Below are 22,603 nucleotides of genomic sequence, written 5' to 3'. Positions count from 1 at the left end.
ACGAAGGTTTTGTCTTCTTTTCGCCTGATATACTTGACATTATTGCTATTTTCACTTTCTATTGTGGGGATCTTACAGCCATCCCCAAGTAAAGCAACAAACTTCTTCAAATGGCTATCACAACATAACAAACAGACACAACAACTACCGCAAATTATAGAACAAAAAATAGATAAGCCGCAAAAAAAGATCGTAACACAAAAAAACATACAAAAACTAAAAAATGAGAATGCAAAGCGCATTCTTGTCATAGGGGATTTTACAGCTTCTGCTGTTGCCGATGCACTTAAGAAGTTTTTTATAAATAATAGCGATATCGTTATCATGAACAACACAATACCAGCTTCCGGCTTAGTTCGAACGGATTATTATTCTTGGCAAAGCAATATTTCTACACTCCTTGATCAAAATAACCCCGATGTTATTATCATGATGATCGGTGCAAATGATAATCAACCAATCACAGAATCTTATAGCGCAATTAACACAGATCAATCAGAATGGCTGCACATCTACAAACAAAGAATTATCGAAATTGCTGAAAGTCTTCATGCCTCTGGAAAATCATGGATATGGATAGGTCAGCCTTCTTTTGGAAATGACCTTTTGACACAAAAAATGAAAATTTTTAATGCGCTCTACAAACAAGAAACAGAAACAGCAGGAGGATATTTTCTCGATATCTGGAGCGGCTTTAGTGATGAGGCAGGAAATTTTTCTTTTTCAGGCTATGATATTAATGGAAAAATAACCAAATTACGCACCAATAATGGCATGCATTTCACCTCTGAAGGAAAGAAAAAACTTGCCTCTTATTTAGAAAAACCATTGAAAAATATTTTAAATTTTTATGCTTTTTCCCATGAAAATCCTTACTCAACCGATCAAGCTATTCAAAAACTTACACAAGAGTCAGAGAATCAAAAGCGGAGCAATAGTATGCGCCAGCCTCCGATGAGCCTCGATGATATAGCACAACAAAACACTCACCTTTTAGGCAAAAGAACGACAAGTTTTATAAAAAAATCATGGTTTCCACCAAATGGCTATCAAAAAGATCGAGCTGATAATTTTTCTTTCCCATATTAAAATACAAAATTTAATTTCCTCTGTAAACAAAAAGCGAACAAGATAAAAAAACTCTGTTTACAGAGCTAATGAAAAGAGCTTTTACATAAATCGCAACTACATCTTTCGAATAATATGAAAACGGCATGGTGTTAACCATACCGTTACATCTTATACTTATAGTCCACGTTTGTTAATCATTGCCTCTGGTAAAGGCATCCGTCCTCGAAAAGCTTTATAAAGCTCCTCTGGATCACGACTTCCTCCAGCGGAGTAAATAAAACGTTTCAACTTATCAGCAAGCTCTGAATTAAAAACATCTCCTGTTTCTTCAAAAGCTTGAAAAGCATCAGCATCAAGGACTTCCGACCACATATAAGAATAATAACCAGCGGCGTAACCATCCCCTGCAAACACATGCATAAAATGTGGGGGACGATGACGCATAATAATTGTGTCAGGCATTTGCAGCTTTTCTAATTCTTGGCGTTCAAACACTGTTGGATCAGTGACTGTTACGCCTTGATGAAAAGCCATATCCACGAGAGCTGATGACGTAAATTCAACTGCAGCAAAACCAGCATTAAATGTCTGTGCTGACAAAACCTTATCCATTAATGCTTTCGGCATAGGATGTCCTGTTTTTGCATGCGTAGCATAAGTCTGTAAAATCTCTGGTACAGTTAACCAATGTTCATAAAGTTGAGAAGGCAGCTCAACAAAATCACGCGAAACCGATGTTCCCGATACAGATGGCCATGTGACATCAGAAAGCAAACCATGCAATGCATGCCCAAATTCGTGGAAAAGCGTACGCGTATCATCAAGTGATAAAAAAGCAACTTCCCCTTTGGGTGGTTTAGCAAAATTACAAACATTGTAGATAATAGGCTTTTGTCCGCCATCCAATTTATGTTGTGATTGCAAACTACTCATCCACGCACCGGACCGTTTTGAAGAGCGTGCAAAATAATCACCAATGAAAAGCCCAAGTAAACTTCCATCAGATTGCTTTACTTCCCACAAACGTGCATCAGAATGCCAAAGTGCAACAGTGTTTTTTTCTTCAAATGTAATGCCAAAGAGTTTTTCTGCTACCCCAAAAGCTGCTTTAATCATACGATCAAGCTGAAAATAATATTTAATCTCAGCACTATCGAAAGAAAGTTTTTCAGTGCGAAGTTTTTCAGCATAATAACGCCAATCCCAAGCAGCTAAAGATTCATTGCTGCCCTGCTTGTTGGCAAAATTTTGTAATTCAATTTGCTCAGTAGAAGCCTTCGCTCTTGCGCGCTCCCATACAGGCATAAGCAAATCCATAACGGAATCAACACTTTTAGCCATGGTATTATCGAGTTTCAAATCTGCGAAAGATTTATATCCCAATAATTTAGCCTGCTCATCTCGAAGCGCAACAATCTCTACAATAATTGTTTTATTATCATTCTTGTTATTATTTTCACCACGTTTAGCCCAAGCTTGGAATGCAACCTCACGCAAATCACGACGATCAGAGAATTTTAAAAAAGGTTCAACAATCGAACGTGCTAGTGTTAATGCATACGCTTCTTCATTGCTTCTTTCACACGCAATTTCCTTCATTGAAGCAATGAGATCTTGCGGTAAACCAGATAAGTCTGCTTGTTTTAAAAACAAAATCCATTCAGCTTCATCATTTAAGACATTTTGTCCAAAAGTAGCATTTAAGAAAGCAAGTCTTTCATTAATTTCCAAAAGCCGTTTCTTAGCTTTTTCATCGAGTTTTGCCCCATGACAAACGAACTTTTTCCACCATAATTCAAGAACACGTGTTGTTTCACTCTCAAATATGCCCAGCTGCGACTGTTTATAAAGCACATCTATTTTCGCAAATATCCGCGCATCCATCATCATTTTTGAAGAATAACGAGAAAGTTTTACAACAAACTCTTGTTCTAGCTGTTGAATTAGTACATTCGTATGAGCACTGGAGCGCAAGAAAAATATTGAACAGACACGATCAAGTGCTTTGCCACAAAGCTCAAAAGGCTGCAAAAAATTCTCAAGCGTTGGTGGTTCTTGCACCATAGCAATCGCCTCTAGTTCTTCTTCGGCTTCTTGAAGTGCTTGTTCAAAAGCAGGTTTAAAATCTTCATCACTTATAGAAGAAAAATCAGGAAGACCTGAAAATCCTTTCCAATCCAGCACTGCTGCTTTTGTCATAATACTTTATGTCTCCATTATAAATTTAAGTTGTAACAATTATCTTTATGACACAAATTGATAATATACTAAAATTATTTCGTGAGTTTCAAAACTACCTTTCAAAACGCTATTGAATAAAAAACCTGAAAATTGTAAAATTCTTTCATTTCAAACCATATTATATTGAAGAAATAAAGATTATTCGCTCTCACATCACAATAGAATTGCATATTAATAAAAACACTCAAAGAAAGGCATAATCTTCACTCTTTATAAAAGATTGCTGTAGATTCTTTTGAAAATCGCAAAATTACATTAAAGAAATGATGATAAAAATCAGAACTGATTTTTACATTTATGCTTTTATATTATCCTCAAATTAAGCTGTATTCTCGTTTTAGTGATTTAGAAACTTGTTTATAACTTATAATTTACCCTTGACTTTACTTGAAATATTAACAATTGGGAATATAGCTGGGGAGATTTTTTAAAAAATCTTTCATAAACTTTTGTTTTTATCTCATCTATTATCTAGATTTACAATTCTCCAACTCTTCAGGAGGTACTTTATCATGACTGAAATCAAAACGGCCTTCGACTTCAAAAATTTTTCTCCTGAAGCTCTCGCTGAAAAGTTAAAAAATCAGCATTTTGCAGACTCTATTGATATCATCAATGACCTCGATATCATGGAGCGTGTAACTATTCTTAGTCTTCTGCCTCTTGATTATGTTATCGAACTTTTTGATAAACCAGAGCTTGAGCAACCTGCTTCTATCCTAGAACTTCTTCCTATAAATCGTGCTGTTGAAATTCTTGATGGCATGTCTGCCGATGCTGCTGCAGACGTCTTTCAAGAAATGGATAAAGAAACCCGCACACGACTTTATGTCTTGCTTAAACCCTTAACGCGCGCTGAACTTAAAAAACTCACCAGTTATCCTGATCATACAGCAGGGGCACTGATGACAACAGAATTTATAGCTGTTCCTTCAAACTGGACCATACAAAAAACTTTGGACCACATTCGTGAAGTCGAGCGAACACGTGAAACAGTTTATACCAGCTATGTAATTGACCCTAAAACAGGGACTCTTCTCAAAGCTGTTTCACTGCGTAACCTTATTCTTGCCTCACCTGAAGAACAAATTCTTAATGTCCCTACCCATGACTCACCCATTACAATATCGCCCTTCACGCATCATGAAGATATCGCACGTCTTTTCCAGCGCCATGATCTTCTCTCTGTGCCTGTCGTTGATGAAAGTAACCATGTCATTGGCATTGTAACCGTCGATGACGTGCTTGATACTATGGTTGATGAGATGAATGAAGATGCCTATAAATTTGGGGGTATGGAAGCGCTTAATAAGCCCTATATGCAAATTAAGTTTCCTGAAATGATGAAAAAACGTGGAGGATGGCTCGCTTTACTTTTTATCGGTGAAATGTTGACAGCAAGCGCTATGCAACATTTCGAAACAGAACTCGAAAAAGCGATTATTCTTACACTGTTCATACCTCTCATTATGAGCTCAGGAGGAAATTCTGGCTCACAGGCTACATCCCTTATTATCCGTGCATTGGCTTTACGTGAACTCACGTTGAAAGACTGGTGGAAAGTGTTCATTCGTGAAATTCCAACAGGACTATCTCTTGGTCTCTTACTCGGAATTATTGGCATTACGCGCATTGCTCTTTGGCAACAATTCGGTATCTACGACTATGGGCAACATTGGATTGCTGTTTCGACAACAGTAGGTACAGCTTTAGTCGGAATCGTTACCTTTGGTTCTCTTTCTGGATCTATGCTGCCTTTTATTCTTAAAGGTTTAAAATTTGATCCAGCAAGTGCTTCTGCGCCTTTTGTGGCAACTTTAGTAGATGTCATGGGCATTATAATCTATTTTTCTGTAGCTTCCATCATTTTGTCAGGAACTCTTCTTTAAACATGTAAAGTAAAAACTCTTTCTTCTGGAAAGACTTTGTCATGTAACCTAAGATCTTTCCAGAAGAGAATAAGCTCCATTAATTTATTTTCTAGTGCACCGCTCCATAGACAATTTATTATTTTATTGAATAACAGCTCTGAATATCGTAAATTTATCTCTTCATAAAGCGTCTCACATTAAATCAATTAAAGTCGTCTTCTTGCCTATCACAAACGAGATTGGTATATGGCTAAAAACTATTCAAGAAAAAATTTAAATACTTCTTATATCCTCTCTCTCGTATCAAAAACTGTCACAATATTGACAGCTGAGAAAGAATAATAATGATATGCTCAATAGGCTTTATATTTCTTCATAAAGGCGTTGATCGTATACTATTCGCGTATATTATATTATTTATGATCCCTATCATGGAATGGATGTAGTGTACGTTAAGAAATCTCTCTTAAGTACATGTATATGCAACAGCAAATGTATTCTGTTTAAAGCGTTCTGTTTGGCATAAAAAACATACTCTAGAGAACGCGATAAACAAAAGTTGTGAAGGCAATACACTATCTCTATAGTTTAAAAGATATCGCTTAAATGCTTTTGAAAGCATAAATTTGGCTTAACAGCAAAGATAAGAATTTTCTTTTGATGCCTTCATATTCTTTCTAAATAAGACTGTATTCCGGTTTCATAAATAAATAAAACAGATATAACGCTTGCCACAATCTGGCATACAAAAGTGAGAGCTTCTTATAAAATTCTTAATCGTCTCAATATTTACCTCAAATACACGGTTGCATTAGATCTGGATTTGGGTTGACAAGTTATAGAATAAGAAAAAGCTTTATTTAGAATAAAAATGTTGTACAGTTATCAATAAATTGGCTATGGACTGAGAGATATTCAGGATTTTTATCAATCTCTTTGTAAAACAACAACAATAATACGGTTAGCTTTATACTTACTCTTACAAGCGTTCATATAAATTCCTTGCGTCATATTGATAAAAATCAAATTGACGGTGATTTTTATGGACAATTCTTAGCTCGAGAATAGAACACACACGAACGATAAAGTTCTTTTACGAAACTCCAGCAATTAAGGCTTCATAGAGCATTAAAGACTTGGATGAATCGTTTTGCCATAAAAATATGGTCTCCATCTTCCAAAATTATAAAAAAACATGTAAAAGGTTTTTTAATAGTCAGGCAAAGAATGTAAAGACTTTGCCTCAAATGAAATTTCATTAAACGAAAAGAAGAAAATTTATGCAATTGCGTAACATTGCCATCATTGCCCACGTTGACCATGGGAAAACAACGCTTGTAGACGAACTTCTCAAGCAATCAGGAAACTTCCGTGATAATCAGCGTACAAGCGAACGTATGATGGATTCAAACGATATTGAAAAAGAACGTGGAATTACAATCCTAGCGAAAGTGACATCTGTTGTTTGGAAAGATACTCGAATTAATATTGTTGATACACCAGGACACGCCGACTTTGGTGGAGAAGTTGAGCGCATTCTAAATATGGTTGATGGAGCCATTGTACTTGTTGATGCTGCTGAAGGACCAATGCCACAAACAAAATTTGTCGTTGGCAAAGCCTTGAAAGTGGGCTTGCGTCCTATTGTTGCTATTAATAAAATTGACCGCCCTGATGCACGCGTTGATGAAGTCATTAATGAGGTTTTTGACCTTTTCGCTGCTCTTGATGCAACCGATGAACAGCTTGATTTTCCTATTCTTTATGGATCTGGACGCGATGGATGGATGGCTGAAGCCCCTGAAGGACCAAAAGATCAGGGATTAGGACCTTTATTTGATCTTGTAACGCAGCATGTCCCTTCTCCTAGTGTAGCAGAAGGACCGTTTCGCATGATTGGAACTATTCTTGAAGCGGATCCGTTTTTGGGACGAATTATTACAGGGCGGATTCATTCTGGCTCTCTAAAACCCAATCAAAATGTCAAGGTTCTTGGACAAGATGGAAAACTTTTAGAAACTGGGCGTATTTCAAAAATTTTAGCATTTCGTGGCCTGGAACGGCAACCTATTGAAGAAGGAAATGCTGGTGATATTGTTGCGATTGCAGGTCTACAAAAAGGTACCGTTGCTGATACTTTCTGTGATCCTACTGTTAATGAGCCCCTTACTGCCCAACCAATTGATCCTCCTACTGTTACTATGAGTTTTCTCGTCAACGATAGTCCCCTTGCTGGAACTGAAGGCGATAAAGTAACAAGTCGCGTCATTCGTGACCGACTGTTAAAAGAAGCAGAAGGCAATGTCGCTCTTAAAATTGAAGAATCAGCCGATAAAGATTCTTTCTACGTTTCAGGACGAGGAGAATTACAGCTTGCAGTTCTCATTGAAAATATGCGCCGTGAAGGATTTGAGCTTAGTGTTTCACGTCCACGTGTTGTTATGCAAAAAGATGAAAATGGAATAACTCTTGAGCCAATCGAAGAAGTTGTTATTGATGTTGATGAAGAATATTCCGGTACTGTTGTACAAAAAATGTCTGAACGTAAAGGCGAAATGGTGGAATTACGTCCTTCTGGAGGTAATCGTGTCCGCCTTGTTTTTTATGCACCAACCCGAGGACTCATTGGTTATCAATCTGAACTTTTAACGGACACACGTGGTACAGCAATTATGAATCGCCTTTTCCATGCTTATGAACCTTATAAAGGAGACATTTCTGGTCGTGTTAATGGCGTTATGATTTCAAATGACAACGGTGAATCTGTCGCTTATGCTCTTTTTAATCTTGAAGATCGTGGACCTATGATCATCGATGCGGGTGTGAAAGTCTATCAAGGTATGATTATTGGCATCCACTCACGAGATAATGATTTAGAAGTCAATGTGTTAAAAGGAAAAAAACTCACCAATATGCGTGCTTCCGGAAAAGATGAAGCCGTTAAGCTAACGCCCCCCATTAAAATGACACTAGAACGTGCCTTATCGTGGATACAAGATGATGAACTTGTGGAGGTAACCCCTAAAAATATTCGTCTCCGCAAACTCTATCTTGATCCTAATGAACGTAAACGTTTTGAAAAAACACGTGCTTCAATTTCAAGTTAATTTCATAATCTCTTTGGTAAAATATTTAATTGTATTGAGCCTCACTATATTCCAGAAAGGATGTCTCTATGAATATTAAGGAAATACCCGTAGGCAAAAATCCACCAGAAGATATTAACGTTATTGTGGAAGTCTCCCTTGGTGGTCAACCAATAAAATATGAGATGGATAAAAAGTCTGGTGCATTATTTGTTGACCGTTTTCTTCATACATCAATGGTTTATCCTGGAAATTACGGTTTTGTCCCTCATACGCTTTCAGATGATGGTGATCCTATTGATGTCCTTATCTGTAATACCCGTCCACTTATGCCTGGTTGTGTTATCAATGTTCGCCCCATCGGAGCTCTGATGATGGAAGATGATGGTGGTAAAGATGAAAAAATTATTGCCATTCCCACTACAAAATTAACAAAACGCTATATTAATATTCATGACTATACAGATCTGCCCGAAATTACACTCAAACAAATTGAACATTTCTTCAAGCATTACAAAGATCTAGAACCTGGAAAATGGGCTAAAATTGAAGGATGGCGAGATAAAAACTTTGCTCATGAATTAATTACGCAAGCTGTTGAGCGCAATAAAAAATTATAACGATTTTAATAAAATAAAGCCTGTTTTTTAATAGGCTTTATTATTTTTTTTCTACGAGATGCAATCTCTAAAGGATTGCCATATCTGCTTTAGATCTTCTAAATGTGTTGAAAAGTAAAGTTGTTTGTAGCGAGATACTGCGCCGTTTTTCAGAGAAATAGAAGAAGATGGTATTTTCCACTGCTTCGCAAGAAATTTAATGAGAGCTTTATTCGCTTTTCCATTTTCAGGAACAGCACGAAGGCGTATAACTAAATATTGCTTTTCACCATCCCTACATTCAACCCCTATTATTTTGTCAACGGATGATTTAGGAATGAGATATACAAACAAAATCAAGTTATTTTTATCAACTTGATAAAACATGTATTCGCCTCAAGTAATATTTTTATATATACATGTTTGCGTAAGCGCGCCACATGAAAGTACGAATAAAATAAATAATAATGAAAACTACAATAGGTGAAATATCAATTGTTCCCAAATTTGGTAAAATTCGCCGGACACGGCTTAGAACAGGATTTGTAAGACAGTTTAGAAAGCTTCCTATCAAAATAACAAAGCGATTGCGCGGATTTACGATATTAAAGACATAAAGCCAAGAAAAAATGACACTAGCGATTAAAATATCAATATAAATATTAAAAATCAAATCAATCGTTCGAAGCAATGCATAAGTCATGCGTCATCCCTTTCAATCAAGGAAACAGAAGAGTGTATTGAAAACCTTCATTGTTTTAATTTAATATACGAACAAACTAAAAACGGCCTTAAAAAGGCCGCTTTTATTTTGAAATTATTTCTGCAAAGCAGTCAAACGGTTGAGAGCATTGCTAAAACCATTGAGCTGAACAAATAAATCATTCAAAGCTGGTTCACCTGCAGCAGCGATTGTCATTGCCAACTTTAACTGTTTTCCAGAACGTAAAGCTGCTACGTGATTTTTGTCAAAAACGACAGGAACCATACAACCTGCTGGTACACAAGTCCGAATACCGGTTTCGATAACAGCTTTTCCCTCATCAACTTGTAAACGAACAGGCTTAGAAACCAAAATGCCAAAAGGAACTGTTAAATTACCAGATACAACACCCTCAGCATCAAGAGTAAGTCCCATAGCCACAACAACACGCCCCTGATCATTCACTTCTTGACGGTGCATAAAACAAATTCTTTTCCCTTCTTGTATACCACAGTTAATAGTCCACAAACCGTAGGTTTCAGTCAAAGAAGAAGCTCCATTTGGCAATGTCGCTGCAGCATCTTTTGATGCAGGAGGCTTTGAATTTGTTGCAAATGCAACAGATGAAATACTCAAGAGAGTAAAAACTATAAGTAAATTAAATAACTTTTTCATTTTATATTCCTGTTCTTTACATAAAAGAGAAACATGTTTATTATTTATAAATAATATAAAGCATCTTAATAAAAAAAGCTCTCTCATAATCATATAGCTTTTATAATGGTCTAAAGCTACCTCGAAATTCGCTGACAACTTTCATATAAACATGCTTTTTGAAAGAAACCGCAATCAACGGAAGGGTTTTTAGATCGATCCATTTCCATTGATCGAATTCCGCTTTATTGCCATCTGGTGGCGGATTAATCGCAATTTCAGAAAGCTTTCCTGTAAACTGGAAAGCAAACCACTTTTGTATTTGCCCACGATATTTATTGGTTAATGTGCACCCAATAAGTTCTTGTGGAAAATCATAATGGAACCAATTTTCTGCTTCTTTAATTAACTTTACAGATCGAATACCCGTTTCTTCATAAAGTTCACGATATGCTGCATCCAATGGTTTTTCATCTTCATCAATCCCTCCTTGAGGAAGCTGCCAACGATGAGATATTTCAGTATCTGCATGAATGGGCATCTTTAAACGACGCCCAACCCACACTTGACCCTCATGGTTAAAGACAACAATCCCAACACATTTGCGATATGGAAGAATCTTCAAATCAATACCTGCATCCATTTAATATTCCTCAAAATCGCAAACTATAGATATCAATTCTCACTTTAACACATCCTTATTGGGATCTGGTGGAAATGCTGCATTTGCCATTTCACCTCGTAACAATTTATAAGCCTCATTCAATTGAATATCATCTTTAGGGTCTTTGGGAACAAAAGCAGCTGAACCAGATCCTTTATTACTCTCTCTTTTTCCTTTGATATGTCCTTTTAATGCAGACTCACCAATTTTTACATCATAACCCTTATATTTTTCAGGGAGTGGTTGCTCTACAATAATATCAGGCGTAATCCCTGTTCCTTGAATAGACGTGCCAGATGGCGTGTAATAAAGTGCTGTTGTTAAGCGTAAAGCTCCATTTTCACCCAAAGGAATAATTGTTTGAACGGATCCTTTACCAAAAGACTGCGTTCCTAAAATTGTTGCACGACGATGATCTTGTAATGCACCAGCAACAATTTCAGAAGCACTTGCCGAACCACCATTAATAAGGACAATGAGCGGTTTTCCATTGATGACATCACCTGGCTTCGCGTCAAATCTTGTCACATCACTCTTTTTGCGCCCACGAGTCGACACAATTTCACCTTTATTGAGAAAAGCACTCGAAACATTAACAGCTTGATCTAAAAGCCCACCCGGATTAAGCCGCAAATCAAGGACATAACCTTTTAGCTTATCTTCAGGAATTTTAGATTGGATATCTTTAATTGCCGCCAGAAGATTATTCAATGTCTGCTCAGAAAACTGGATAACTCTTAAATATCCAATGTCACCCTCAACCCTATATTTCACCGCTTTTACTTTGATAATATCACGAACAATCTTCACTTCAAATGGCTTATCAACGCCAGAACGAATAATTGTTAAGGTAATTGGTGTTCCAGGAGCACCTCGCATCTTATTAACAGCTTCATTCAATGTTTGACCATTCGTTTGTACATCATCAATTTTTGAAATAAGGTCTCCTGCTAGAATACCTGCTTTTGAAGCGGGAGTATCATCCATTGGTGAAACAACTTTAATTAAGTTTTTTTCCATAGTGACCTCAATACCAAGACCTCCGAACTCTCCTTTCGTAGAATCCCGCATATCTTTAGCTTCTTCAGCATTCAAATAAGATGAATGAGGGTCCAGTGATGTGAGCATGCCATTGATAGCATTTTCAATAAGCTTTTTATCATCTGGAACTGTAACGTATTGCATACGCACGCGCTCAAAAACATCGCCAAATATAGCTAGCTTTTTATATGCATTATCTTCATTATTTGCAGCAACAGACTGCACCATAATCATTGAACAGGCGCCGAGAAATACCCCAGCGACCAAAAGAATAACTTTACGAATCATTTTGGCTCCTTCTTATTTTTTCAGTCTGCCACCAAGGAGTTGGATTTACAGGTTTTCCCTGCTTTCTAAACTCAATGTAAAGCATTGGAGAAGTTTTTCCTATATCCAATGCAACACTGTTTGAAATAAATTGCATCTCCATTATACCCAGAGGCTCACCTGAAAGAACAAACTGCCCCTGTTTTACATTAATTCTCGACATTCCAGTAAGAATGATATGATAACCATTTCCAACATTGAGAATAATTAAGTGCCCGTAAGAACGAAATGGCCCAGCAAAAGCAACAAAAGCATCCACAGGTGATATAACAACAGCTCCTGACTCTGTTTCTATCATTTCACCAAAGCGCGTAATCTGCGAACTTTTGTTAGAGCGATGTATTCTTTTTCCTGAAACAGGAAAAAGTAAAGAACCTTTTCGGCTTTCAAAATTGGACTGTTCTAACAATTGCAAACTCTTCCGTATCTGTACTGATGCATCAGAGCTAAGTTTTGACTGACGGTCGAGCTCTAAAATCAATTCTTCCAAAGACTGCGCTTTTTTAACAAGAGCAATATTTTTTTGTTGCTGTTCTGTAAGTTCTTTTTCTGATTTTTTTTGTAGTTTGTTTTTTTGGTCTAATAAAAGCTCTAGACGTTTTCGCTGCTCTGCTTGATTTTGCAGTTTTGTCTTTAATGCCTTATATTCCGTAGTAATGGAATTACTCAAATTGGTCAACTCCTTGAGTTTTTCTGTTAAATCTCGTGTTTTCTCCTGCATCTGAGGAATAACAGTACCTAATAAAACAGAACTACGTATAGAAGCCAACGCATCCTCTGGCTGTATCATAAGAGCAGGAGGTGAATTCAATCCCATACGTTCTAAAATTGCAAGAACTTCCGCAAATTCAGCGCGACGATTTTTTAAACTTTGATAGACTTGTACCCGCTTTTCTATCATTTTTTTAAGCTTTTCTTCCCTTTTAGCAATATCATCTGCTACTGTACGTTCTTCTTTAGCCGCCTTTATGAGTGCATCACTCAAAACACGTTGATCTTTTTTTAAATGCTCAACTTGATGCATAAGAAAAACAACACGCTCACGCGAAAGTGAAATATTTTGGCGAATTTCTCCCAATTCTTTATGTACTTCCGTACTTCCCATGGTATCTTCCGCATGCGATACAGGGGAGCAAAAAAACATACTCAAGAGCAAAATGACAAATATCACGTACTCCCCATATAAATATAGCATCTTTCTATGAAGAAGCTTTTTCATTTGCCCAACCATGACACCTCATCGTATACATTAGAGATGCTTTAAATGGTGTCAGCTAAAACAATATTAATAAATATATAAATAAGTGCTAAAAATTGCACAAAAATATTAAAAACGATGATACGGATGATTGTTTTCAATTGTTACAGCTCGGTAAAGTTGTTCTGTAAGAAGAATACGTGCAATTTGATGTGGCCACGTCATCAAACCAAACGATAAAAGAAAATCAGCACGCTTCCTTATTTGTTCATTATGCCCATCAGGTCCTCCCAAAGCAATGACGACATCTCGAATGCCCCCATCACGATAACACCTCAATTTTTCAGAAAAAGAAGTTGAAGAAATCGATTCTCCACGCTCATCTAACACAATTAATCGACATTTTTCAGGTAAAAATTCAATAAGTTTTCTCCCCTCTTCCTCCGCACGTTGACAAGCTGTTTGAGCACGACTTTCTGGTATCTCGCGTAACTTTTTTAAATGAAAGCCTACATCTCCAGAAATTTTAGAAAAACGATCCAAATAATGCTGAACTAATTTTTGCTCCGACCCACTTTTCATACGACCAACCGCAAAAATAGAAATTTGCATTTTAATGCTCTCCGAAGAGAAGCAAAGCTGTATCGTTTAAATCCGGAGTCATCCATATTTTTTCTAAATTATAAAAAAGACGAATTTCTGGACGAAAAAGATGAATGACAATATCACCTGTATCAATCAATACCCAGTCGCCTCCAGCAAGTCCTTCTACACGTGCAAGCCCCTGCCCACTATCTTTCCAAGTACGTAATAAATGATCAGCAACAGAAGATACATGACGCTGCGAATTTGCTGAAGCTATGACCATATAATCAGCCAAAGATGACTTCCCCCGAATATCAATAGCAACAATATCTTCTGCTTTTGTATCTTCTAAGCTCTTGAGAATAACTTCAAGACTCTCACTAACAGAAAAAACTTTTTTTTCTTTTGAAGGCATAATATCGTAAGAGTGTTTGTGTGCAATATTTTTCAGATCAATATCCTTTCTTATCGTTGTGGAATCTAAAAAGAGATTTCTCTAAAGAGAAGCAGAATCTTATGAAATGTTCAAGAAAAATCATTTTTTTTCAAACGCAGCTTTGTTGAAGATTGAAAAGATAAAGGTCCATGCAAATAAGTCCAAACTGGTGGCTTGATAAAAGGTAATCGCTTACTTTCTCTCTCATCCAAACGAAACCGACGATAAATATGTGCCATGGGGCAAGAAAGTGCCGACAGATTGCCTAAAGGACGATCAATAATCGCAATAGGCAGCATTGAGACGATATCATGCCATCGATACCAATGATGTATCGTCGTAAAACTATCTGCCCCCATAATCCATACAAAATTCACGCCACTGTAATGGGTAAGAATATGAAAAATCGTATCTACTGATACTTTGCTCCCTATAGCCTGTTCAAAACCTGTTAAGCGAATTTTTGGATGATCAATCAGTTTAAAACTTAATTGCATTCTCTCCTCTAAAGAGAGCAACTGTGTACAATCCTTTAAAGGATTTCCTGGAGTGATCATCCACCATAACTGATCAAGATGCAAACGCCGAATGGCAATTTTTGCAACAAGAAGATGCCCCGCATGCGGTGGATTAAAGGAACCACCAAAAAGACCCACAACATTGGATCTTTCAACATGTGGCATACAATTTTTCCATGGAAAAAATGGCGTTTTCAAGCTCTAACCTGACCATTTCCTTTAACATGATATTGAAATGAAGTTAGCTGTTCAACACCTATCGGGCCACGTGCATGCATTTTTCCTGTTGCGATACCAATTTCCATTCCAAAACCAAATTCACCTCCATCAGCAAATTGTGTGGACGCATTGTGCAACAAAATAGCTGAATCTAAATGATTAAAAAATTTCTTTACCACTTCCAAATCCTCAGCAATAATCGATTCCGTATGTCCTGATGAATAACGCTTGATATGAGAAATGGCTCCCTCAACACCCTCAACCGTTTTAACAGAAAGAATAGCATCAAGATATTCATGCGACCAATCTTCTTCAGAAGCTAATTTGACATCTGTCATAAGAAAAACAATATCTTCTGTAGCACGAATTTCACACCCCTTCTCCTGTAAAGCAGTTAAAACAGGAAGAAACTTTTCTAATGCTTGGCTGTCAATGAGAACTGTCTCAACAGCACCGCATATCCCTGTCCGTCGCAACTTTGCATTTAAAACAATATTGCGTGCCATATCTAGATCTGCCGATTTATCAATATAAATATGACAAAGTCCCTCCAGATGAGCAAAAATTGGAACACGTGCATCAGACTGAACGCGGGAAACAAGGCTCTTTCCACCACGTGGTACGATCACATCAATCGCCCCATCCAATCCTTTGAGCATTTCCCCAACGGCAGCGCGATCTGTCGTTCCAACCATTTGGATAGCATCTTTAGGTAAACCAGAGCGTTCTAAACCTTGTACCAAAGCTAAATGAAGAGCATGAGAAGAATGAAAGCTATCCGAACCACCGCGCAAAATCGCAGCATTACCTGCTTTTAAACACAAAGCACTCGCATCAACTGTAACATTTGGACGACTTTCATAAATAATACCAATCACACCAAGAGGTGTTCGTACACGACTTATATGAAGCCCATTTGGACGTTGCCACGCACTCATGACCTGTCCAACAGGATCAGATAAACGAACAACTTGGCGAACACTGTCTATCATTGCACGTAAACGCAAGTCATCTAATTTTAGCCGATCAATCATTGCAGCTTTCAAATTATTCTGAGCAGCATTCTCTAAATCTTGACAATTCGCTCGTAAAATTTCATCTGATTGAGCCTCTAGACTTAAAGCGATCATTTCCAATGCATTATTCTTTTGCTCAGAAGAAGCAACGGCCAACGCTGCAGCGGCATAGCGTGCTTTTTGTCCCATATCTTTCATTTGTTCTTCTAAAGTCATCGTATTATCCACTCTGCGAAAACAATAAAAACAAAAGTAACTTTTTTAAACAGAATTGGTCAAGCAACGTACAATCATATCATTACGATGCACCATAGCAGAACGCGCCTCATACCCAAGAATAGCTTCAATTTCTTCACTTTTATGTCCTATAATGCGTACAGCCTCATCTTTGTCATAGCTTACAAGTCCACGTGCAATCTCAACTCCATCTGTACCAACAATTGCAACCGTATCCCCACGCTGGAAATTTCCCTCAACGCCAATAACCCCTGCTGCTAATAATGATTTTCCTGATTCAAGAGCCCTAATGGCTCCTTGATCAATCATCAAAACACCAGATGGATCTAAATGACCAGAAATCCATGTTTTCCAAGCATTGACAGATTTCTTACTTGCCGCAAAAAAACTCTTGCGTTCACCTTTGTCAATTGCAGCAAGGGGATTCATACGCTTGCCTGAGGTGATAATCATCGCCGTTCCAGCAGCATTAGCTATTTTTCCGGCATCAAGCTTGGTTTTCATTCCACCCCGTGAAAACTCTGAAGCAGCAACATCTGCCATTTTTTCGATATCATGCGTAATGGATGCAACAAAAGGTATAAATTCAGCCGTAGGATCACCATGGGGAGACTTTGTATAAAGACCATCAATATCGGATAAAAGTATTAAAAGATCTGCCCCCATCATTGTTGCCACACGTGCAGCTAAACGATCATTATCACCATAACGAATTTCATTTGTCGCAACAGTATCATTCTCATTAATAACAGGTACTGCTCTAAAACGTAAAAGCACATTAATTGTCGCACGTGCATTGAGGTAACGCCTTCGCTCTTCCGTATCAAAGAGAGTAAGCAAAATTTGACCTGTTTTGAGCCCATGTTGTGCAAGCGCATCCCCATAGGTTTTTGCTAACTCAATTTGCCCCAAAGCAGCACATGCCTGACTTTCTTCCAATTTCAAAACCCCCTTAGGAAGCTGTAGCAATGTCCTTCCTAAAGCAATAGCGCCTGAAGACACCAACAATATCTCTACGCCTCCTTTGTGCAATTCAACAACATCATTGATCAAGCTTTTAAGCCATTCAACCCGTAAACCTGTCTGAGGATCAACCAAAAGGGCAGATCCAATCTTGACCACAATACGTTTATAGTGTGTAAGTTTTTGCGATCCAACAGCCATCTCAATCAACCTTGCTATCCCTACTAATCTCCTTTTTGCGTGACATTTCAATAATATGTGCACCAGCACGCAGCACATTTTCTAAACCTTCGCGACTAACCGCAGAAAACATCATAACAGGTTGATCCGTTACACTTTGCAAAGCTTCCCGTTTAGCTTCACGCTCTTCAATTGTCAGAGTATCTATCTGGCTTAAAGCAACAATTTCAGTTTTATTACTTAGATTATTTCCATATGCCTCAAGTTCATGACGCACAATTTGATATGCTTTTGCTACATCTTCTTCTTGAGAAGAAATCAGATGAAGCAGTACACGACAACGCTCCACATGTCCTAAAAAGCGGTCTCCAATTCCCACACCTTCATGCGCTCCTTCAATTAACCCTGGAATATCAGCCAAAACAAATTCACGACCATCAATACGTACAACACCAAGATGGGGATATAGAGTGGTAAAAGGATAATCTGCAACTTTTGGTTTTGCAGCCGTTACAGAAGCTAAAAAAGTTGATTTTCCAGCATTGGGTAAACCAATAAGCCCAGCATCAGCAATTAACTTCAAACGAAGCCATACTGCACGCTCTTCTCCAGCCAAACCTGGATTTGCACGACGCGGTGCCCGATTTGTCGATGTTGTAAAATGAAGATTACCAAAACCGCCATTCCCTCCTTTTGCAAGACGATAGCGCTGTCCCACCTCCGTTAAATCACAGATTAACGTTGTATTATCTTCTTCAAAAATTTGCGTCCCAACCGGAACTTTAAGGATGACATCATCACCCTTTTCACCCGTCATATTACGCCCCTTGCCATGTCCCCCTGTTTTTGCTTTAAAATGCTGTTGGTAGCGATAATCAATCAGCGTGTTAAGCCCATCAACAACAAGAGCCCAAACATCACCACCCCGTCCTCCATTCCCCCCATCAGGTCCCCCAAATTCTATGAATTTTTCACGACGAAATGATACTGCTCCAGAACCTCCATTACCAGAACGAATATAAACTTTAGCTTGATCAAGAAATTTCATTGGAAGCACTCACTGAGGAATCAATCTCTCTACCTCTATAGGCAATACATTAGTTTTACCAGTTTTTCATCATTGATAACAGAAAAACTGTCAATATTGCCGATAACTCTTTGAGAAAAAATCATCACATCTAAATAGGTTAAGTAAAGTTAAGGCTTCTTAAAAGAAGGCGCTATTCTTGTATTTTTGTTTTTCCCTTAAATTCAAGAGCTAGAAGATAAAGCTCTACTGATTCTGATCGGCTTGCGGGTGGTTTAACATGATAGACTTTTTTAAAATGCTGTTTTAGTATCGTGAGAAGAGTATTTTCTGCTCCTCCTTGAAAAGCCTTTGCTAAAAAATGTCCCCCAGGCTTAAGAACCGAAAGAGCAAAATCAGCCGCAACTTCACATAAATAAATCGTTCTTAAATGATCCGTCTGACGATGACCTGTTGTTGGTGCTGCCATATCAGAAAGAACCACATCCGGGTTTGTCCCTAAAGTTTCAATTAATTTCTGCGGTGCATCTGTATGTAAAAAATCCATTTCCAACATGGCGACTCTAGGCAATGGATCAACATGTAAATAATCAATACCAACAACGCTAGGATTTTCATTACTTGACCCTACTATACGCTCAGCCACCTGACACCAGCCCCCAGGTGCTGCTCCTAGATCAATAACCTTTTGGCCTTTTTTCAAAAACCTATAACGCTCATTAATTTCTATGAGTTTATAAGCCGCACGCGAACGATAACCATCTACTTTTGATTGATGTACATAAGGATCATTCAGATGCCTCTCTAACCATCGTCTTGATGAAGCTTTAATGGTTCCTGCTTTCTTTTTTACGCGCTGATATAATTCATGTGACCCTGAACCTCCATAGCCACCCCTCGGTGTTTTTGTTGTTTTTTTCATCGTTATTCATTGTCTCCATATTTAATTCTCTAACGCTTGAAATTTCTGCTCTTTCTACGACGACACCATACCCCATCGCGTAACATCAGCTCTATCAAAATTCCTTCCCTTAATCCACGATCAGCAACTCTTAAACGCTGACTTGGCCAAACTTCCCGAATAACATCTAAAATTGCACAACCAGCCAAAACTAAATCTGCTCTCTCGCGCCCAATAAAAGGACTTATGATACGCTTTTCTATGTCCCATGATAATAGGCGTTGTGTCATAAGAGTAATGTCTGCATCATTCATCCAGATACCATCTACTTTTTTCCTATCATAACGCTCTAAATTAAGATACATTCCTGCTAAAGTCGTAACCGTACCGGAAGTTCCCAAAAGATGAAACTTCGAACCTTGCGCTAACTCTCCTAATTTATGACGATCTGAAAAATTATTTAATAACCCTCGCACATAGCTTTTCATTTTTTCAAAATCGTCTAAGCTAATATCATTTCCTCCAAAACATTCAGCAAGCGTAACAACGCCAACAGGAAGAGAAGTCCAAGCAATAATTTGTCTCGCTAAACGAAAAGAACGCCTTTGAGAAACATCAAGTAGCACAATTTCTGATGATCCTCCTCCAATATCAAAAAGTACAATTGCGTCAGTATTTGGTTCAACAAGTGTACTACACCCTGTAACAGCAAAACGCGCTTCTGTTTGCCGATCAACAATTTCCAATTCAAGACTTGTCTCCTCCAAAACACGCTGAATAAAATGTCTACCATTTTCTGCAGAACGACAAGCTTCTGTTGCAATCAAGCGATAACGCTTAATATGCCTTTGTTTTAGCTTTAAATGACAAATCTTTAATGCTTCAATCGCACGATCCATAGCTTGTGTATTAAGAAAACCGTTATTTATTAAACCTTCTCCCAATCGTACAATACGAGAAAAAGCATCAACAACACGAAAACATCCAGGTCTACTGGGAGATGCGATAAGAAGACGACAATTATTCGTTCCAAGATCAAGTGCCGCGTAAAGAGGTGGAGATTTTACTGGAGGGAAGCGCCGAAGAAAAGGGGCTTTGAGTTTTTTTGTTTTTTGAGCACCTATCATTATCTGATTATGAAACTCAAAATCTGTCTCAGATTGAACAAAACCCTGTTTCTGTTCACAATGTTTTTTCCTCTGTTGCCTCTTTATATCAACAAAAACAGAGTATGCCTCTGTTCATGGCAATACAGAACGATTATTTGTATTACTACCGCACTGATCATACAACTGATCTGCTTTGGTATCGTATACTTCTCCTCGCTTTAACTCTTTTGAACCATCATTTAACGGGGGCATTTCTCTTATCCCTTGAGCGTTTCCCCCAATAAATAAACGCAAAAATTCTTCTGCTCATTCTTAAATAAAGCAATAACGCAGCATCAAATGATAAATACAAGAAATCATTCTTTCTTTGCCTATCATTAAAATTTTCTACACTAGCATCATTCAGATTTTTGTATAATCTTTTGGTTGTTTCCGTGAAATCATGCTTCTCTTTATGAACTTAAAACTATAAATTAATCGTTTACGTTCGCATCAATTTTTATAAATTTTGCTCTTTTCTTTATACCATTTACACGGAGCACACCTCTATTGTAACAAACCTACATTATCGTACTATTTGCTGACTCTTAAGGTCACAACAACCTGTACATTAGTACGGTTTATAAAAATTTTTTTCAATCTCGTTATCCACACAGGATCCTCGTTTGTTGTATGCAATGAAATAGTTTTGATTATGCTGGGAATAAAAGTTCCGTAGTACTACAAAATGCAATTACAATAGCGTTATTTTGTGAATAATAATAAAAACTATTGTTCAAAAAAATCTCTAGGATTATAAATTTATCTGAAAAATATTAGTGCTTAATCAGACCGCTCTAAAAATCCATTTAAAGCTTAAAAAAAGAATTTAGATTACTTATTATTGTAAGGAAGCCATCTTTTTAATTATTTTAAATCGAGTATTTCTAATCTTTTTTACTTTTAATAACTAACGAAATTACTATTTAAACTTTATGGAAAATACTAACTTGATTTTCTATTACATGTAAAGAACTTATTATGACTTTACATTCATATAACTCTCAATTTTTCCAATAAATCTCCTCGATATCATATTATATAAAAATTCTTACTTATTTGACTTTATAATTTAAACTCAAAAATATAATATAACGATTTATGAAAAAATGACTCTTATTGAAAATACTCGATGGATTCTAAGGACGTAAAGAATTAAGTGCTGCATTTAACCCTTTAAACGGTACAGTGAAAGAAAATACCTTTCCTTCTTTAATTTTATAGGAAATACGTACTTTATTGTCCTGCTCTATTTGTTTAGTCAAAACCGGACCTACAGGCGATTGTGCCAAACAAACGGTTTCATTACATTGCGTATAATGAATAAGAACAGGTTTTTTAACACCTTTTACAAACATTTGAATCGGAACATTTATATCAGAATTTGGCAATGTTCGAAAAAGCATCACTGCTTGACCACTTGTCGTAGAAACAAGAGACCAACTAAAAATGGTATTTCCTTCTTGATCATGAACAGTCTGTGTCACATTACATATACCTTGCTTATGTTTAAGCTTTTGTTTTTCATCACAAATCAAAGTCCAATCATAAAACTGCATAATAATTCGACGTGTTTCGCCAGGTTCTCCCTTAGGTATCGATAAGTGCGGTGGATGCACTGTATAAATATTATTGTTCTCGTTAGCAAAGCTTTCGCTCTTGCCTATTAAGGCAAGAGCAAACAGAACCTTTATTAACATACTTCTCTTTTTTACAATAACAGCCATTTTTTCTATTATCATCTCAACCTCAGAGTAATTCCAGCACCTATCCCCCAGTGCCCTCCAGCACTTGTCACTGATACATTCGAGCGAATATTTCCATCTTCAGATGTATAACCAGCTCCAATAGCAAATGCAGACTGACTGCGCCATAAACCACTCCCAAATGAAACACTTAAAGATCCTGGTATATCATA

The 22,603-nt window shown here is 37.3% G+C and carries 21 protein-coding genes; 4 read left to right on the top strand and 17 right to left on the bottom strand.

The annotated features are described in order from the left end of the window. The first annotated feature begins 9 nt into the window (after positions 1 to 9). Positions 10 to 1,089 (top strand): SGNH family hydrolase, encoded by a 1,080-nt coding sequence (locus PVV60_RS00990; RefSeq protein ID WP_273722514.1) that lies wholly within the window; start codon positions 10 to 12, stop codon positions 1,087 to 1,089. Positions 1,090 to 1,245: 156 nt separating this feature from the next. On the opposite strand, the gene PVV60_RS00985 is transcribed toward PVV60_RS00990, so the two are convergent. Continuing rightward, positions 1,246 to 3,270 (bottom strand): M3 family metallopeptidase, encoded by a 2,025-nt coding sequence (locus PVV60_RS00985; protein ID WP_273722513.1) that lies wholly within the window; start codon positions 3,268 to 3,270, stop codon positions 1,246 to 1,248. 554 nt (positions 3,271 to 3,824) lie between these two features. Here PVV60_RS00985 and mgtE point away from each other — a divergent pair. The 3 genes from mgtE (at position 3,825) to ppa (ending at position 8,889) form a co-directional block, all read left to right on the top strand. Beyond that, positions 3,825 to 5,201, top strand: a complete 1,377-nt coding sequence (mgtE, locus tag PVV60_RS00980) for a magnesium transporter (RefSeq protein WP_273722512.1) — start codon at positions 3,825 to 3,827, stop codon at positions 5,199 to 5,201. Positions 5,202 to 6,463: 1,262 nt separating this feature from the next. Next, on the top strand, positions 6,464 to 8,290 hold the full coding sequence (gene typA, locus PVV60_RS00975) for a translational GTPase TypA (protein ID WP_273722511.1): 1,827 nt from the start codon (positions 6,464 to 6,466) through the stop codon (positions 8,288 to 8,290). A gap of 68 nt (positions 8,291 to 8,358) precedes the next feature. Then, a complete protein-coding gene (ppa, locus tag PVV60_RS00970; protein WP_273722510.1) occupies positions 8,359 to 8,889 on the top strand; it encodes an inorganic diphosphatase in 531 nt (176 codons plus the stop codon). Positions 8,890 to 8,940: 51 nt separating this feature from the next. Here the strand turns inward: ppa and PVV60_RS00965 are convergent, their stop codons facing one another. From PVV60_RS00965 to PVV60_RS00890, 16 genes are all read right to left on the bottom strand, one after another. Beyond that, a complete protein-coding gene (locus PVV60_RS00965) occupies positions 8,941 to 9,255 on the bottom strand; it encodes a DUF167 domain-containing protein (RefSeq protein ID WP_273722509.1) in 315 nt (104 codons plus the stop codon). A 22-nt stretch (positions 9,256 to 9,277) separates the two neighbouring features. Beyond that, on the bottom strand, positions 9,278 to 9,571 hold the full coding sequence (locus PVV60_RS00960) for a YggT family protein (RefSeq protein WP_273722508.1): 294 nt from the start codon (positions 9,569 to 9,571) through the stop codon (positions 9,278 to 9,280). Between the two features lie 114 nt (positions 9,572 to 9,685). Beyond that, the gene (locus PVV60_RS00955; protein ID WP_273722507.1) at positions 9,686 to 10,246 is read right to left on the bottom strand and encodes an invasion associated locus B family protein; all 561 of its coding nucleotides are present in this window, start codon (positions 10,244 to 10,246) and stop codon (positions 9,686 to 9,688) included. Between the two features lie 100 nt (positions 10,247 to 10,346). Beyond that, the gene (locus tag PVV60_RS00950; protein ID WP_273722506.1) at positions 10,347 to 10,868 is read right to left on the bottom strand and encodes an RNA pyrophosphohydrolase; all 522 of its coding nucleotides are present in this window, start codon (positions 10,866 to 10,868) and stop codon (positions 10,347 to 10,349) included. Positions 10,869 to 10,907: 39 nt separating this feature from the next. Then, positions 10,908 to 12,218: a S41 family peptidase gene (locus PVV60_RS00945; protein WP_273722505.1), complete on the bottom strand. Its 1,311-nt coding sequence runs from the start codon at positions 12,216 to 12,218 to the stop codon at positions 10,908 to 10,910. Beyond that, positions 12,208 to 13,488 carry a murein hydrolase activator EnvC gene (locus PVV60_RS00940; RefSeq protein ID WP_273722504.1) on the bottom strand — a complete coding sequence of 427 codons (1,281 nt, stop codon included), beginning with the start codon at positions 13,486 to 13,488 and terminating at the stop codon, positions 12,208 to 12,210. Before PVV60_RS00940 ends, PVV60_RS00945 begins: the two co-directional genes overlap by 11 nt. Before the next feature lie 96 nt (positions 13,489 to 13,584). After that, on the bottom strand, positions 13,585 to 14,067 hold the full coding sequence (gene rlmH / locus PVV60_RS00935; RefSeq protein ID WP_273722503.1) for a 23S rRNA (pseudouridine(1915)-N(3))-methyltransferase RlmH: 483 nt from the start codon (positions 14,065 to 14,067) through the stop codon (positions 13,585 to 13,587). A gap of 1 nt (position 14,068) precedes the next feature. Further along, the gene (gene rsfS, locus PVV60_RS00930) at positions 14,069 to 14,455 is read right to left on the bottom strand and encodes a ribosome silencing factor (protein ID WP_273722502.1); all 387 of its coding nucleotides are present in this window, start codon (positions 14,453 to 14,455) and stop codon (positions 14,069 to 14,071) included. A 110-nt stretch (positions 14,456 to 14,565) separates the two neighbouring features. Then, positions 14,566 to 15,159 (bottom strand): nicotinate-nucleotide adenylyltransferase, encoded by a 594-nt coding sequence (locus tag PVV60_RS00925; protein WP_273722501.1) that lies wholly within the window; start codon positions 15,157 to 15,159, stop codon positions 14,566 to 14,568. Between the two features lie 29 nt (positions 15,160 to 15,188). Then, complete coding sequence (locus PVV60_RS00920) at positions 15,189 to 16,445, bottom strand: glutamate-5-semialdehyde dehydrogenase (RefSeq protein WP_273722500.1); 1,257 nt, start codon at positions 16,443 to 16,445, stop codon at positions 15,189 to 15,191. A 45-nt stretch (positions 16,446 to 16,490) separates the two neighbouring features. Next, positions 16,491 to 17,630: a glutamate 5-kinase gene (gene proB, locus PVV60_RS00915; protein WP_273722499.1), complete on the bottom strand. Its 1,140-nt coding sequence runs from the start codon at positions 17,628 to 17,630 to the stop codon at positions 16,491 to 16,493. A gap of 1 nt (position 17,631) precedes the next feature. Continuing rightward, positions 17,632 to 18,657: a GTPase ObgE gene (obgE, locus tag PVV60_RS00910; protein WP_273722498.1), complete on the bottom strand. Its 1,026-nt coding sequence runs from the start codon at positions 18,655 to 18,657 to the stop codon at positions 17,632 to 17,634. 172 nt (positions 18,658 to 18,829) lie between these two features. Next, entirely contained in the window at positions 18,830 to 19,558 is a 729-nt protein-coding gene (locus PVV60_RS00905; protein ID WP_273722497.1) for an RlmE family RNA methyltransferase, read from the bottom strand. Between the two features lie 29 nt (positions 19,559 to 19,587). Beyond that, positions 19,588 to 20,751, bottom strand: coding sequence for a Ppx/GppA phosphatase family protein (locus tag PVV60_RS00900; RefSeq protein ID WP_273722614.1), 1,164 nt, complete (start codon positions 20,749 to 20,751; stop codon positions 19,588 to 19,590). Positions 20,752 to 21,824: 1,073 nt separating this feature from the next. Continuing rightward, positions 21,825 to 22,427 carry an invasion associated locus B family protein gene (locus PVV60_RS00895; RefSeq protein ID WP_273722496.1) on the bottom strand — a complete coding sequence of 201 codons (603 nt, stop codon included), beginning with the start codon at positions 22,425 to 22,427 and terminating at the stop codon, positions 21,825 to 21,827. Then, positions 22,424 to 22,603: YadA-like family protein (locus PVV60_RS00890; RefSeq protein ID WP_273722495.1), on the bottom strand; the 180-nt coding region annotated here is incomplete at its 5' end. The genes PVV60_RS00895 and PVV60_RS00890, both read right to left, overlap by 4 nt.

This window comes from Bartonella sp. AU18XJBT (assembly GCF_028618595.1).
Lineage (GTDB): Bacteria > Pseudomonadota > Alphaproteobacteria > Rhizobiales > Rhizobiaceae > Bartonella.
Note: the sequence above shows the minus strand (reverse complement) of the source record. Positions and strands in the feature narration are given on the sequence as shown.

Excerpts from the sequence above, each read along its gene's own strand:
- PVV60_RS00940 (WP_273722504.1), bottom strand. The coding sequence starts at position 13,488 with ATGGTTGGGCAAATGAAAAAGCTTCTTCATAGAAAGATGCTATATTTA.
- PVV60_RS00950 (WP_273722506.1), bottom strand. The coding sequence starts at position 10,868 with ATGGATGCAGGTATTGATTTGAAGATTCTTCCATATCGCAAATGTGTT.
- PVV60_RS00955 (WP_273722507.1), bottom strand. The coding sequence starts at position 10,246 with ATGAAAAAGTTATTTAATTTACTTATAGTTTTTACTCTCTTGAGTATT.
- PVV60_RS00945 (WP_273722505.1), bottom strand. The coding sequence starts at position 12,218 with ATGATTCGTAAAGTTATTCTTTTGGTCGCTGGGGTATTTCTCGGCGCC.
- PVV60_RS00985 (WP_273722513.1), bottom strand. The coding sequence starts at position 3,270 with ATGACAAAAGCAGCAGTGCTGGATTGGAAAGGATTTTCAGGTCTTCCT.
- proB (WP_273722499.1), bottom strand. The coding sequence starts at position 17,630 with ATGGCTGTTGGATCGCAAAAACTTACACACTATAAACGTATTGTGGTC.
- mgtE (WP_273722512.1), top strand. The coding sequence starts at position 3,825 with ATGACTGAAATCAAAACGGCCTTCGACTTCAAAAATTTTTCTCCTGAA.
- PVV60_RS00905 (WP_273722497.1), bottom strand. The coding sequence starts at position 19,558 with ATGAAAAAAACAACAAAAACACCGAGGGGTGGCTATGGAGGTTCAGGG.
- PVV60_RS00920 (WP_273722500.1), bottom strand. The coding sequence starts at position 16,445 with ATGACTTTAGAAGAACAAATGAAAGATATGGGACAAAAAGCACGCTAT.
- typA (WP_273722511.1), top strand. The coding sequence starts at position 6,464 with ATGCAATTGCGTAACATTGCCATCATTGCCCACGTTGACCATGGGAAA.
- PVV60_RS00960 (WP_273722508.1), bottom strand. The coding sequence starts at position 9,571 with ATGACTTATGCATTGCTTCGAACGATTGATTTGATTTTTAATATTTAT.
- rlmH (WP_273722503.1), bottom strand. The coding sequence starts at position 14,067 with ATGCAAATTTCTATTTTTGCGGTTGGTCGTATGAAAAGTGGGTCGGAG.
- ppa (WP_273722510.1), top strand. The coding sequence starts at position 8,359 with ATGAATATTAAGGAAATACCCGTAGGCAAAAATCCACCAGAAGATATT.
- PVV60_RS00925 (WP_273722501.1), bottom strand. The coding sequence starts at position 15,159 with ATGCCACATGTTGAAAGATCCAATGTTGTGGGTCTTTTTGGTGGTTCC.
- PVV60_RS00895 (WP_273722496.1), bottom strand. The coding sequence starts at position 22,427 with ATGATAATAGAAAAAATGGCTGTTATTGTAAAAAAGAGAAGTATGTTA.
- obgE (WP_273722498.1), bottom strand. The coding sequence starts at position 18,657 with ATGAAATTTCTTGATCAAGCTAAAGTTTATATTCGTTCTGGTAATGGA.
- rsfS (WP_273722502.1), bottom strand. The coding sequence starts at position 14,455 with ATGCCTTCAAAAGAAAAAAAAGTTTTTTCTGTTAGTGAGAGTCTTGAA.
- PVV60_RS00965 (WP_273722509.1), bottom strand. The coding sequence starts at position 9,255 with ATGTTTTATCAAGTTGATAAAAATAACTTGATTTTGTTTGTATATCTC.